At 38.8% G+C, this 15,706-nt stretch carries 5 protein-coding genes; all 5 read right to left on the bottom strand.

Annotated features, from left to right (window positions below; all coding sequences use genetic code 11):
* Window positions 1-70: 70 nt before the first annotated feature.
* Complete coding sequence (locus tag HT722_RS07750) at window positions 71-5,941, bottom strand: SIALI-17 repeat-containing surface protein (protein ID WP_173278477.1); 5,871 nt, start codon at window positions 5,939-5,941, stop codon at window positions 71-73.
* 200 nt (window positions 5,942-6,141) lie between these two features.
* Entirely contained in the window at window positions 6,142-7,320 is a 1,179-nt protein-coding gene (locus tag HT722_RS07745) for a hypothetical protein (RefSeq protein ID WP_173278475.1), read from the bottom strand.
* 17 nt (window positions 7,321-7,337) lie between these two features.
* On the bottom strand, window positions 7,338-10,988 hold the full coding sequence (gene addA / locus HT722_RS07740; RefSeq protein ID WP_173278473.1) for a helicase-exonuclease AddAB subunit AddA: 3,651 nt from the start codon (window positions 10,986-10,988) through the stop codon (window positions 7,338-7,340).
* Entirely contained in the window at window positions 10,985-14,260 is a 3,276-nt protein-coding gene (gene rexB / locus HT722_RS07735; protein ID WP_173278471.1) for an ATP-dependent nuclease subunit B, read from the bottom strand. The genes addA and rexB overlap by 4 nt, the downstream gene beginning before the upstream one ends.
* A gap of 199 nt (window positions 14,261-14,459) precedes the next feature.
* A complete protein-coding gene (locus tag HT722_RS07730) occupies window positions 14,460-15,347 on the bottom strand; it encodes a YegS/Rv2252/BmrU family lipid kinase (RefSeq protein WP_173278469.1) in 888 nt (295 codons plus the stop codon).
* Window positions 15,348-15,706: the final 359 nt, after the last annotated feature.

The raw sequence follows: 15,706 nt of genomic DNA, 5'->3' as shown, positions 1-15,706 counted from the left end.
CTTTTTGAAAGCCATCAAATGGTGACTTTTCAGAGGGAGCAAAAAACTGTCCTCTTTATATTTTAAACATTTAAATGTCTTCTTTAAACAGTTTATTAAAGAAACCGTCTGTGTTTTTAAGAAGGGCTTTGAATACCTTAGATTTAAGAGCAACAGTGTGAGAGAAGTCATCTGGTTTCTTCAAATCTTCTTCAACTGCTTTAACAAAGATATCCTTCAATTGTGTATAGTTGGTAATTTGACGACCATCAATTTCAATAGTTTCAAATCCTTTTTCTGCTTTTGATTTAACCTCTTTGAACCATTCTTTTTTCCACTCTTCAAGATTATTGAATTTATCCTTAGAAACTTTCTTAATAATGAAATCATCACCTAAGAGACCTTTATTGTCGTTATTAGCGGCGCCTTGATGTTTGCTTGAAACATAATCAATGAATCCATGTTCGTATCCATAGTAACCCCACATACGGAAGGCATTGTGCTTAAATGATAATGAACCTGGGGCACCTTTACTTGTATTACCACCATAAATACCAGCCATCATTTGAACATTAACATATGCTGAATTAGGCCTAAAGTCCTCTGGTCGGAATATACCATTACCTGGATTATTATGTTTGGTCATAAAGTTATTATCAACCAAATCGTTAATACTTGATAATTTCTTAGAACTCTCTTCTTGATTTAAGTCACGCACTTTGTCCCATTGGTGAGGACCACTTAGTTTATTTCTATCCATTGGCCGACGTATTTCACGGTCAATTTTCTTGAACCACTTGCTATTGTCACCATTTAATTTTGGAATTACAGCATCTGCTTCAACATAATCCAACATCATTAACGCTTCATTGTAGTTCTTCATGTAGCGATCAATATCTTCACGAGTTTTAAGTTTATCAGGATTATAATTGTACCATTGGTTACCATCATTTTGACGTTCAAATGCCATATTTAATCCAAGTGCGCCGTATTCACCTTGATGTCCGTGTTCTGCTGGAGTTTGTAACATACCCTGAGCAAATGCTTCAAGGTCTGTACCTTGTCGATGTCTATGCCCCCCCAGATATGCCATGCGGTCATTTACATGGGTAGTTTCATGTGTAAAAGCAGATGTGCCGTATTCACTTATTAAATCCGACATAACAAAATATACAGCATCCATAGGTTGAGGATCAGCAAAAATATAAGCATAAGCTCCATATCCAGGTTTATAAGCATGATACTTCCCAATACGACCAAAGAATTCCCTGACTGGAGTATAGTCTGGTTTTCCATTTCTATGTCCGAATCTATCAGGCCAGCCACCTGGAGCGTTATGATTATCCCATACAGGAGTTGGAACTACATTTTGACTCTTAAGAAGTTTATCGCGGACATTATCAGTAGCAAGACGTGACCAAAAATCTAAGTAATTAACTTGCTCTTTGGCACGTAGATTAATCTCTTTTTTAAAGGCTTCACGTTCTTCTTCAGTATTTTTGTTGTATTTTTCAAACGAACTAAATGAGATAGTATTATACGTTGAAATCATAAATAAATGTGCATTTTTCAAGTTAAGAAGAGGTAAAATCATACGCCCATGCTGCCCATTATTAATTCCTTCGTATAGACGATATTTTTTGTTGGCAAATGCAGGGTTCGTTGATGGTTGTTCAACTACATACGCGTTCTTTTCAATAGCTTTCTTAAACCAGTCATTTATATCTGTATGGTTAGTGAATAGCTTCATATTGTAATGTAAGAATCCATTTAATTCATTTATTCCGATTGTTCCACCTATAGTTTCACGATAAGCTTCTAAAGTTCTATCTCCTTTAACATTTCTTTCATTTGAACCAATTTTGATTAAGAAATCTAAAACATCAACATTCTTACCATAAAAATCAGGTTTAAACATCATAATATCTTTAATTGATAACTCATCGTATTTAAAACCATAATATTGATTTAAGTAGGCCAGCCCCATCATGATTTTAGCTTTATTATCTTCTACTTTCTTGAGTAAAGCACGCTCAACTACTTCCCCACCATTTAACTGATGATCTTCATTTTCTAAAATCTGACTAACAAGTTTTTCTAAGTTTCCTTTTACTTCTTCAAAGCTTTCTTCTAAATACAATCCTTTAATGTACTCAGTCTTCTTCTCAGGAGTGTTTTGCCAAGGCTTCTCACGTTTATCCATCAAAGCACGAACTTCATCTGAAAGTAAGGTAACACTAGCTAACTTCTCTTTAATACCGCTTGCTAACTGGTTACGATTCTTCATAACCATATTTGGAGTATAGACAATGTTTTGACCTGCTAAATCATACTCTTTTACTTGAGCTACTTTAGAGTCAGTTTTAGCAGTTACAGCTAACTCTTCTTTTGTACCATCAGCATAGTGAACCATAATCTTATCAATATCCGATAAATCAGTGACAAATCGCCCTGCTTTCATACCTGTTACAGACAGAACAGTTTTCTTAACAAGATTGGAATCATCTGTTAACTTATTCCCTTGGTTTACAATCCACTCTTTGTTATAAAATGGTTGCAGTTTTTCCAAGTTTCGATAAGCTAGGTTTCTTGTTTCTTGGTAGTCCTGAATCGCTTTATATTCGGAATCTCTATCAACGATACGATTTAACTTGTTTACGATTGGGGTAGAGATAACATAATCCTGAGCTGTGATACCTAATTTAGCAAATTTCTCTAAGGCCTCTGCTTCAGAAATACTTTTAATTTGTTTTGATTTGTTATATGAAGATAATCCTGAGGCAACACCGTCCACATAGTAGTTATTTTTGAAGTTCTCAAATCCAAAGTAAGAATCACCTGTATCCACTTCACGAGAACCATACATTATTTCCCCATTTGTGACTTTCATCATACTGATATTATTTTCAACAACACCCCAGTTATAGTTATCATGAATCAATCCACCACTACCACCGTGTTGTTGAAGTTTCATAGTACCTTTAACAAAAGAATTAGTTAAGCGACCATGTTGACGAACATCAAATTGATTACTTCCGTGGTTGACTTTAGCGACTAAACCACCAAACTTAGAATTGTTACCTATAATATCACCGTCAAAATAAACACTATCCGTGTTACTTCGCCAACTTTCGCTGACAAGTCCACCAGACCACCAACCTTTATTACCAACACTTGTAATGTTACCAATAAAGGCTACATTGCTCATATTGGATTCATCTAGCTTATTAACAGCACCGGTTACATCGTTATTTCCTGTTACTGAACCTACTACTTTGATATTCTCAAGTGTAGACTTCTTAAACATATTACCAATAGGTGCAACTTTATCAGCCCAAGGCATATTGATATTTACATTACCTAAGTTAAAGTTTTTGAGTGTAGCACCTTCAGCATCATTAAACAAAGGTCTTTCTAAGTTATGAATCGTGTACTGATGGTTCTCTACACTTGATAAAGTACCTCTAAACTTAGCCATAACATAAGCTTTACCTGCTGGTTTAACGTTAACTGCATTCAAATCTGCACCAAGTTTAAACTCACCGGTAGGATTTGCTTGCATATCTTTTGCTAAATCATGGAAATTGTAATAAACCTTATCTTCGGTAGCTCTTGGCTTTTCAAGATAATAAGTGTACGTATCTTTTAACTTACCGTCTTTATCACGTTGAACTAAGTCAGGTGCTTTTGCCGTTACCTTGTAAAGCTGCTTACCTTCTTCAATGACCTCTTCAATCTTATCAATTGCTAAACGAGTCACTTTGTTTTCTCTTGAGGTTACTTTTAAGTAATAGTTGTTAACATCACTTGGAAGAGAAGTTAAATGATTACTATCGCTTTCGACACCGCTTTCGTTTACTTGTACGAGACTGGTGTTTGCAATATCTTTCAACTCAACTTTTTTCAAATCCAAGCGAAGTGGTTTCTCTTCTAATGTTGCAGTTTCTTCTCCCTTACCACGGTCATAGGTCATAGTGGTTTCTATCTTATAGTCTTTGTAGAATTTTAAATCTTCTACCTGCTTATCTAATTGCTCTGAAGTTAAATCTACTGTTTTGACAATTTCATTTCCATCTTTAATTGTCGCAGTAATTTTATTGATCTTGACTCCATCTGTATTAACCAAATGATAAGAAAGATTTGCGGAGCGGTCTAATACATTTGTATCTGTTCGCTCCAAAGTCAAAACAGGAGCCGTTTTTTCTTTAGGCTTTTCTTTTGTACCTTTTACAAGAATTTCAGGCTTCATTTCTTTCAAAATAGTTACTGTTTCAACTGGTTCACTAATTTTTTTGCCATGTAACTCTTCATAGCTAGTAACAATTTGACGTTCGCCATCCTCACCAATTTGTTTAACAGAATCATCGCCTATAAATTTGGTAGGATCAGATTCTTCTATAGTCGTTTTAGAAATAGTCTCGGTCCGGATATCGGTATGTAAAGAAGGCAACTCTTCTCTTTCTGATGCAACTTCTGAAACTGTAGATATTGGTTCAGTATACTCTGGAATGTCGATAACAGGTGGCTCAATCAAGTTTCCATTTTCATCTACTCCTGTTGCACCTACTGGTTCCGTGTATTCTAGTTTCTCATGAACTTCAGGCTCAACAAGGTTTGCACCTATTGGTTGCGTATAGTCAGGCTTCTCATGAACTTCTGGTTCGCCTTTGTCACTTACTACTGCTTCCGGTAACTCTGGTTGGACTGCGGGTTCAACAATAGCTCCAGACTGTACGTCCTTATGTTCTACACCAGTCTCAGCTTCTTCCTTTATAACTTGAGTTTTTTTAGTACCTTTTTCGACTATTCTTGAAACAGGCGCAGTCGTTGAAGTTGAAACAATTTCTCGTGAAACCTCCTCCTTGTTTACAGAGAATATTCTGACGACTTCAACTTTCTTACCTACTTTACCTTCTTGTTTTACTCTTACAGTTCCTTCAGCTAAATCAGGATTTTCTTGAATTTCTTCTTGAAAATCTATTTTTGTCTCTATAGTTTCGTCACGATATAAGAGTTCAGGTTTGTTCAACTGACCCGATAAAACTTCATCCTGTGGATTTAATGTATTTACCCCAGTCTTTTCTTTTGGAGAATTCTTCTCCTCTTTCTTCGTTTCTAGATTCTTATGTTCTGCTAATTGTGCTTGAGAATCTGAAGATTGTTTCTCTTCTTTTCTTGGATTCATTAATTCTGTAGAAAGAGGTTTTTCAACTACTTGAACTTCTGTCGGCTTAGTTGAAGAAGCTGTTTTTTCTTCCTGAATAGCTTGTACTGTTGATGGATGGTCTACAAAATTCGGTGTAACACTATAATCTACCTTTTGTTGTTTTGTAGGAGTGGCTGCTGATTTTTCTTGATTATTTACTTTAGGCTCAGAAGTTATGTTTCCCTCTTTGATATATCCAACATATCTGTAACCTGAAATATCTTTAGGAAGAGGTAATTTTTCTCCAGAAGTCAATTCATAGTCCGTATTGTAATTTAGCAAAAGATGATTTTCTAAAGCATGAGCCGATACAAGAACACCGTTTCCTATTCCTGCAACCAATACTAAATGTAATACCGTTTTATTCTTAACTTTTTTCTTGGAAACAGCAAAAATTAAAATCCCCAGAGCCGCTAAGCTAGCACCAGCAACTAAGGCTTGCACCTCATTCTTGCTTCCAGTATTTGGCAATTCCGCCAGTTGATTTTGAGAATTTAACTTATAAACAAGATAATAAGTCTCATCATCATTCTCCACGTATGTCGGAATATCATAAACGAGCTGATTCTTTTCTTCTGATGATAGCTCTGAATCTGTTACATATTTATAGTGAACACCTTTAGTTTCTTGAGCATCCACAGATGAACTAGCTAATACAGACATAAAAAATAAACTTGAAATCGTTGCAGATACAAGTCCTACTGATAATTTTCTAAATGAAAAACGTTCTTGTTTTTCACCAAAATACTTTCCCATGATTCCTCCTTGAAATACAATTTATAAATGTTACAAAGACCTTTATTATATTAGTGTATTATCTATAAAAAAGGCAGTATACCTTAATTATACTCTTTATTTACCGAAAAGTCTTAAAATTTAGTAGCGTTTTCATACTTTGTTTTATATTTTTTTGGATAAAATAACACCTACCATGAAACTTCCACGGTAGGTGTTACTTATATCACTAATCGTTCTAAAAATGGTTTGAGGCAGTTGAAGAGAATTCCTTCTATCCAGCTTTCCTGTGCTGAGGAGAGATGCTCTGTCTGAAGGCTTTCTTTTAAAAAGTCTCGGACTTGTTCTGGTGCGATTTCAAACTCAAAGGCTTTCATTTTATAGAAAAAGTCTAGCAGATAGTCTGATAAGTATTCAGTTGAAAAAGGCACTTCTCCACTTTTTCGATATTCTAATAAGAGCCGAGCAAATCGGGCTTTTTCTTCAGGAAGCTCACGAAAATAGGAATTGAGGAGCCAGGTCTGCTTCTGCTTTCTTTCAATTGGATCCTGACTAGCAATTCGTTGGTCTTTTTCCAGCTCTTTTTGGTATTGTTTAACCTTGATAGCCCGTTCTGTCCGATTTTTACCAAAAAGAATTTTCTCCCACTTTCGTTCTTCTTGAGTCAGTGTCTCTGTAAATCCAAAGTAATCCTGATAAGCACGCTCTGCTGGGCCCATAGCTAGAACCAGATTGTCTGCATATTTCTTGGCGATTTTATCCCTCTTCTTGCGTTCTTTCTCTGCCTGGATACGGAGTTCTTGTTCGTAGTCAATTTTCTCCTTACCTAGCTTGACAAGGTAGAGTTGGTCATCTGGTTTTCCAAGTAAAAAGGGTTTGATATACTTTTCTAGGACTTCTTCCATCCGAGCCTTTTTCTTGGGCTCTGCCTTGGTCCAACTTCCTCCCTGAAAGACTTCTAGGAAAAGCTGGTAGTCTCTTTCAGGTGAGAACTGATTGCTACGATTGGGTTTGAAAACACCTTTTTCCCAGAGCCACTTTAGAAGTCGCTCGTCAAAGTCACTTTTATTGACCTTGATTTTTTCCTTTTTCTGGGCTTTTCTTGTCAGATTTTCAACCTTTCTGAGTAATTTTTCTTCCTCTTCCAGTTGCTGGTCAAGGGACAATCGATGAAAATGACGAACACAGTCGCTACCAATTGGAAAGAGGCGTTGACCTGTGACACAGTTAAAGAGTTCGTAGGCGTACTTGATGGCATTTCCACAGACACAATTGCTACGGCCGATACCGTTAAAAATCAAGGAAACTTCATTCCATTCCTTGGTAGCTTGTTCCCAAGTATCAGCTTTTGAAGCCTGTAAAACCGCATCATGTAGGGATTTTCTAACTGTAAGTGTCATGAGGTCTCCTTTCTATATTATACTTTTACAACTTGAACCTCGTCTTTACCTAGTAAAATCAAGTATTTTTCAATATTTTCAATCGAATAGGCTCGAGATAAAGCCTCTCCGTATAGGGCTAGCTGACCACGATAGCGGTCTATGAGTTGACTTGGTTCATCATAGCGGTCTGTCTTATAGTCGAACAGAATAATTCTGTCCTCATAAAGCAGATAGCCGTCCAAGATTCCACGTACAACGAAGTCTTCCTGACTCTTTTGGTCATGTTTGAGCATGGAGAAAGGTTGCTCGCGGTAGAGATTGTCGGTATTGGCGAGAATTTCCTGACCGAGTGCTGTGTCAAAGAATGCAAGAATTTTAGCAAGATTGATCTTGTCTCTGACAGCTGGGCTGGTTTGAACTTGTTTAAGAGTTTCTGTCAGGCTAGCAAGGGTTGGTTTCTGGCTGAGGTCAATTCTCTGCATGAGTTCGTGGGTAGCACTACCAATCTCAGCTCCTGTTACCTTTTCTTTGGTTGAAAAATCTGGCAAATCAAAGCTGATTTTCTTGTCTACTGACTGGCCTTGACCTGCAATCTCAACACCTTCCATATCCATAACTGGTTCGTAGAATTTCTTGATTTGACTTGGAGTTTGAACGCTAGGCAGTTCAATGGCTGCGCGGTGAAGAGTATTATAAACTTCCACCTCTTTTAGCATTTCAAGAGCTTCTTTGATGGTTTCAGACTGACGATTGTCTGCTTGGGATCGATCTTGGAGAAGACTCTTGGTTTCCAACTGACCGATAGCTTCTCTGGTCAACTGATCTTCTCCAACAAAACGATAGCTAAAGTTGAGATAATCCTTGGCAAATACTTTGCTGATAGCCCAAATCCAATCTTGGAAATTCTTGGCTTGGAGTCTAGTAGTACTATTTAGTTTTCCATTTTTAGCTGCTGGGTATTCCTTTGCTTCCAGCTTTTCACGAGATCCCTTACCGACAAGATAGAGCTTTTTCTCAGCCCGTGTCATGGCAACATAAAGAAGGCGCATCTGCTCTGAATAGCTTGCTAGCTGTAATTCTTCTTCATTCTGCCTATAGGTCAGGCTAGGAATGGAGAGTTTGATGGTTTTAGGATAGTGATCTTCCACTGCTCCTGTATCTATCTTGGCAATATACTTGACACCTAGTCCATTTTTACGACTGAGAATGACTTCTGACATGCTGTCTTGCTTGTTGAAATCTTGATCCATATTGAGGATAAAGACGTAAGGAAACTCCAGTCCTTTACTCTTGTGAATGGTCATGAGCTCTACTGCATCCTTGGGCGGTGCGACAGCCACGCTCGCAAGATCGTGCTGGGCTTCTAAGACTTGGTTAATCATACCAATAAAACGTGACAAGCCTTTGAAGTTGCTCTTTTCAAATTGATCTGCTCTCAAAGCTAGGGCATAGAGATTGGTCTGTCTAGCAGGCCCATTTGGCAAAGCCCCAACATAGTCATAATAAAAACGGTCATTGTAAATCTTCCAAATCAAGTCATAGAGGGAGTGGGTTTTGGCATACAAGCGCCAAGAAGCCAAGATATCCATGAATTGATTTAGTTTCTCAGCTAGAGCTGTGTGAATCAAGCCTTTTTGACTACTTGCCATTTTTTGTGCATTGACCAGTTTCTCATAGAGATTTTCGTGGACTTTATCCTCTGCTTTCTGAAGGGACAAACGTGCTAACTCGTCCTCATCAAAGCCAAACATTGGAGACTTCATAAGGGCAACCAAGGCATAGTCTTGCAGGGGATTGTGAATGACACGGAGGGTGTCTAGCATAACTTGCACTTCTAGGGATTGGAGATAATTGTTTTGCTCTCCGTCGGTTTTGACAGGAATCCCGTACTCTGACAAAGCGAGAAGAATCTGGTCATTACGACTGCGGCTGGAGGTCAGAAGAGCAATTTCTTTAAAGGCAACACCTTTCTCCTGATGGAGTTTAAGAATCTCCTTGATAACCAGGCGCATTTCGCCTGTTAGTTTCGTTTCTGCCTGCCCCTCTTCTTCCTCACTTGTGTCGTCCTTATCGTAGATGAGAAATTCTGCCTTGTTGTCTGGATTAGGAGTCAGTTTGGTATTGGCAAAAACAAGCTGGTGCATGTTATCATAGTTGATTTCGCCGACCTCTTGGTCCATAAGGCGTTCAAAAACATCATTGGTTGCTGATAGCACTTCTGAACTACTACGGAAATTTTCTTTGAGGAGAATGAGCTTGCCCTCTTTTGGATTTTGCGCATAGCGTTGGAACTTCTCATTGAAAATCTGCGGATCTGCCTGACGGAAACGGTAGATAGACTGCTTGATATCTCCCACCATAAAGCGATTGTGGCCATTAGACAGCAATTCCAACATCCGTTCTTGAATGTGGTTGGTATCCTGATACTCATCGACCATGACTTCATGGAAGCGCTCCTGATAAGCCTCACGGACTTGCGGGAATTTCTCTAAAATCTCAATGGTGTAATGGCTAATATCAGCGAATTCAAAGGTATTTTCCTGGCGTTTACGCTGACGATAAGCCTCTACAAAATCACTCATGAAGGTTTGGAAAGTCTTAGCTAGTTCCCATGTGTCTCCATGATAACGTTCTTGATAGTCGAGGATCGTTATCTGGTCTGCTAGTTGTCCTAGTTTAGTAAACTGGGCCTTTCTCTCTTCATTGTAGGCATCGACCAGTGGCTTCAAATCAGCCTTACGACTGGCATTCGTCAGAGCCCGACCATTTTTCTCTTTTGAAATTGCGACAACACGCGCAAGCACTGCTTGATAAGCCTGACTATCGGACTCCTGATTCAAGGAGCTAATTTCGTCTAGAATCAACTTAACATTTTCTAGATAAGCAGCCTTTGGAAACTCCTTGGCATCATTATCCAGATGGTAACGGAAGAAACTTTCCAAGTCCCAAAGCGCCTGTTTGATTTTCTCAGTTAGTTTTTCTTTTTCACTGGTAAAATCAGCTTTTTCAAAGCCTTTGAGGAAAGATTCACTCAGCCATTTCTGAGGATTGCTAGTGGATTGAAGAAAGTCATAGATTTTATAGACCTGCTGGCGTAGCCCCCGTTCATCTTTGCCACGTCCAGCAAAATTTTTCAGCAAATGACTAAAGATCTCTTTCTGTTTACCTTGATAATGGGCTTCAAAGACATCATGAAAGACTTCGTTTTTTAGAAGAAGTTGCTCGCTTTGGTTTTGTAAAATACGGAAATTAGGTGCAATATCAATCAGATAGCCATGTTTGCCAAGGAATTTTTGTGTGAAAGAGTCCATGGTTCCGATGGCAGCATTTGGTAGGTCTGCCAACTGGCGTCCCAAGTGTTGTTTGAGGTCAACATCGCTGCTTTCTTGGATTTGTTGGCTGATTTTTTTCTCCAAACGTTCCTTAAGCTCTGTAGCAGCCTTGACGGTAAAGGTCGAGATGAAGAGTTGACTGATTTCCACACCACGCGCCAATTGGTCCAGAATGCGCTCTGCCATAACAAAGGTTTTCCCAGAACCAGCCGATGCTGAAACCAGGATATTCTGACCAGAAGTGTAGATAGCTTCGATTTGCTCGGCAGTTTTCTTTTGTTCCTTGCTCGAATTTACTTCTGCTTCTTGCAAGTTTTGAATTTCCTCCTCAGTTAAAAAGGGAATAGGCTTCATCGATTCAACTCCTCTCTTATTTTTTCAAACCAAGCTTGCTTGAGTTTTTCTCCAACCAGACGCTTGCCATCAGTTAAGTCCAACTTTTCTAGAAAACGGGCTTGGCCCAAGTGGTAATTGGCTTCAAATCCTGTGATGGCTTGATGTTGTTGAACATACGGTGCAATACTTCTGCCATTTTCGGTATAAGGGTTAATGGCGAACTGGCCTGCTAAAATCTTCTCAGCAGCTTTCTTGTAAAGACAGGCATTGTAGTCCAGTAGGAGCTGGAATTCCTCATCCGTCAGCTGATTAGCCTTGTTTTTGTTATAAAATTCGCCCAAATGACTGCTTTCTTTTTCTAAAAAGAGGCCTTGGTATTTCATTGACTTGCTGGCTTCTACTACTGCACCTGCTAGATTTTTAACGGCCATCAGAGATTGGACGGGCTCAGCCATTTCCAAGTACATAGCACCAAAAAAGTTGTTCTCTCCTTCTCTTTTTAAGGCAGCTAGATAGGTTGGCAACTGGGAATTGAGTCCATTAAAGAAATGAGGAAACTGGAACTGAGTTAGACTAGACTTGTAGTCTACCACTCCTATCGCCCCATCAGCTTTCAAACGGTCAATACGGTCAACCTTACCTCGTACAAAGACACTGCGACCATTGTCCAATTGAATAAAAGCTTGGTCTTTGCCGCCAAAATTTGCTTCCTCTTTAATAGTCTCGATTGATGGATTGTGTCGGAGAATATGCCCAGTCGTCCGTGCAACATCAAGCAGAACTTCCTTGGTAAACTGGGCTTCCAAACTTTCCTGATAAATTGCTTCAAATTCGCGTTCTTGACTGGTTTCTTTAATAGCTTGTTCTAAACGTTGGTCAAAGGAATCTTCGTCAGGAAACTGCAAGGCACGTTCAAAAATGCGGTGTAAGAAATTTCCGTGACTGCGGGCATCAGGACGCAAACGTAATTCCTCCTGTAAGCCTAAGACATAACGTAGGAAATAACTGTATTCATTGCGGTAAAACTCCGTCAAACCGGAGGTAGACAGGTAAAACTCCTGATCAGTTGGATAGAGAGCTTGCAAGGTGTCCTTGGTCAAGGGCTTACTGCTTGGACTGGTTGGGAGGGCAGGATTTTCCAGACCTTGCTGGTCTAGTTTTTTACCCATGACACGCGCCAGAACCTTAATAAATGTCAAATCTTGCCCAGTCTCACTCATCTCATCCTGCTGGTGATAGACAACTAGGCTAGATAAAAGACTGTGATATGAGCCCATATCCTCCTTAGACAGCCCTTTGTGATTCATCCTCTTCTCTCTCCGACTAAATCCAAAATGGACCAGCTCTTGAAGATAGGCAGATTCTTTGCTTTCGCTTTCATTAAAAAGGCTTGGAGCCGACAAAACCAACTGCTTACGGGCAGAATTGACCAAGGAAAGCATAGTATAGCGATTTTTCTTGAGGTTTTCACTGCTGGCAATCAGCAATTGTGCCCCATCTTCTGTCGCTTGGTTTAGTCTCTGTCTTTCTTCGTCTGTCAAAAGACTGGTGTTTTGCGCAATTTTTGGTAAATTGTCCTGAGTCAGCCCAATGGCATAGACAAAGTCAGCCGTTAAGGGGGCAATCAAATCGTAACTCTGTACCAGAACAGTGTCCACTGTCGCTGGAATGGTGCGATACTGAGATAAACTCATTCCAGAGTGGAGCAAGGCTAGAAAGTCCTCTAGACTAACCTGCGAACCAGCAAAAACGGTCGCAAATTGTTCTAAAACATGGCAGAATGCCTTCCAAACTTCGGCTTGTCTTTCCTGTTCAAGAGCTTCCATAGTGGCTGTCAAAACTTGTAACTGCTTGGTCACAGCTCCTTCTTTTAGAAAGACATTCCATTTTTGTAGGAGGTTTTCAGCCTTCTGTTTTCGGCTGGCAAATAAGGTTTCAAGTGGCGCCAAAACTCGCAGACGAAGGGCATTCAAACGTTCCAAATCAAATTTTCCGTGGTGGGATTTGGTAAATGTTTGCTGAAAGGCTAGCATGCCATTGATACCAAGATAGCGGATATATTGCTCAAATGAGTCAATATCAGCCTGACTGAGGTCGGTATATAGACCTGTTCTGAGAAGGTTAATCAAATCCTCCTGACGGAAACGATAGCGTTTTAAAGCCAAAATAGACTCTACAAACTGTGTCAAAGGGTGGTGCGCCATGGATTCGCTTCTACCAAGATAGAAAGGAATCTGATACTGGTCAAAAATGGTTTTCAGCGATAACTGGTAAGAAGCTACATCCCCCAAGAGAATACGAAAATGCTTGTAACTCAAATTTGAGTTCTCGTGCAATTTCTGACGAATACTACGGGCTACCAATTCCAACTCTTCTTTTTGTGTTAAACAAGACCAGATTTGTAAGTTTTCACGGTCTTTCTCATCGACCTCCAAAGTGAGTTCTGAAAAGTCATAAGAAGACTCCAACAAACGAGAGGCCTTATCAAAACTATCCATCTGCTCATGAGTTTGAGAATAATCCTGGGCAGGTGTTTGGTATTTAGCAGCTAAATGATGGAGAAACTCCACACTGGCTTGATAAAGATTGCCTTCAGCGAATGGGCTGGTATAAGCTTTCTTACTAGCATAAGCCCCAATAACAATCTCAACACCCTTACCGTGAAGTAAGTCCACAATTCGATCTTCTTCGGCAGAAAAACGGGTAAATCCATCAATAACCAAGGCGATTTGAGTAAAATCACTACTAACTTTGTCATTCTCAATAGCCTCAATCAAATGGGATAACTGACTTCCCTGAGCTAACTGCCCTTGGTTAAGATAGGCCGTTACTTTCTCAAAAATCAAGAGTAAATCGGCCCTCTTGTCCTCATCCCTCAAACTCTCCAAGTCCAAAAAACTCATCTGAGCTTTGGTCATCTCGTGGTAAAGCTCAATCAACTGCTGGATAAATTGAGGATCCTGCTTAATCGCACCATAAACACGTAAATCCTTGGGATCGAGTGCCGCAAGACACTTATAAAAGGCCATCCCAAGACCAATATCATCAAGACTGGTCTTGGCAGGCGAATCATTCAAAATCAGGTAACGAGCCATCTGAGCAAAGCGCGTGACGGTAATCGCAAAAGAAGCCTGCTGGAACAAGCATTCCAGCACGGCGCGTTCCTTTTCAAAAGAAAGAGAGTTGGGAGCGATGTAGAAGACCCGCTTGCCAGCAGCAACTAGCTCTTCCGCCTCTCTGGTTAGAATTTCAGTCAAAGAAGTCCGAATATCAGTATAAAGTAATTTCATCTCAGCCTCGTTGGAATTTTTCATTACCTTTTATTATACCATGATTAGCCTCGTAAATCTGTTAAAATATTTAGGCCATCCTTTCTTTTCTCCATCATCTACTAAATCTTAAATACTTAGCTTTACTTGTATTAGATAGAATAAATCTGGCTACTGAAAATCACATAATAAAAAAGCCTCGGTAACAAGGCTTTGAGTTTTATGATTGTTTCTTAGGTACGGAATACACTTCAATGTTTTGTCCTAGTACCTTGATGTCGACTGGTAGATTATCTGATTTATCGCCATCAACATCGGACTCTAATTCGATATCAGAAGAAATTTTAATAGTACGCGCTTTTATATATTCAATATTTTCATTCTCTACAAGATCTCCTTTTAACAAATCCGGAATCAAAGATAATTTAGAAAATATGGAAGCATCTTTCAAAATTAGAATATTTGCATATCCATCCTTGTTTTCTTCAAAGATTTTTTTATCGGCAAAATAATTTGTTAGAAGTACTAAAACATGACTTGCTTCCCCAAGGTAATTTCCATTTTCGGTTTCGACTTTAATGTTAAAGACTTGATCTGTCATGACGGACTTCATGGTATTAACTGCATAAGCCAAGATACCAAATTTCGTTTTATCTTCAATTTCAACATTATGAATGGCTTCAGGGAGAGACCCGATACTAAAGATATATCCAAAATAGTGACCATTTGCTTTTCCGATATCAATCTTATCAGTTAAATTGAAATCTAGTTCTTCAATAGCTCCGTCAATATCTTGATTGATTTCTAAAAGTTTTGTAATCAGGTTACCAGTACCACCTGGTATAATTCCCAGTTTAGGAATATAGTCCCTTTCAGCAATCCCTGAAATGACTTCATTGACTGTACCATCTCCACCAAAAACTAGAATTGATTCATATCTTTCTCTAGCAGCTTCTTCTGCGAAATTTGTAGCATCTTTGGCTTTTTGAGTAATTTTAGTTTCCACATCATCAAAATACTCTCTTGCTTTATTCTCCAGCTTCTCTTTGTAATCTAAAGCTTTTTCTCCTCCAGAAGTTGGATTGATAATTAGCATTATTTTTTTCACTCTGTATTTTCTCCTTAAAATTGAAATAGAAAGGTTATTCTCGATGAAAATCAAAGCGTAAACTAGGGAACTAGCTGTAGGCTACTCACAACACTGTTTTGAGTCTGTATATTAGCCTGACGTGGTTTAAAAAGATTTTCTAAGAGTATTAACCTGATGACACATGACATTTGCGTATATTGCTATTATACAATGAAATGTTAAAAAATAGAAATAAATTGCTTTTAATATCGGTTTTTATCTCATATTAAAAAATGATCTATTTTTTAATAGTAGGTTATTCTTAATCATCCAAATTAGTCTCTCTCCTCCACACGATGGAATATAGTTCGTAGATATTATTGCTATTTTCTAGTTCC

The organism is Streptococcus sp. 53, from assembly GCF_013276565.1.
GTDB lineage: Bacteria > Bacillota > Bacilli > Lactobacillales > Streptococcaceae > Streptococcus.
The sequence above is the reverse complement of the archived record's forward strand: the minus strand, read 5'-3'. Positions and strand labels throughout refer to the sequence as shown.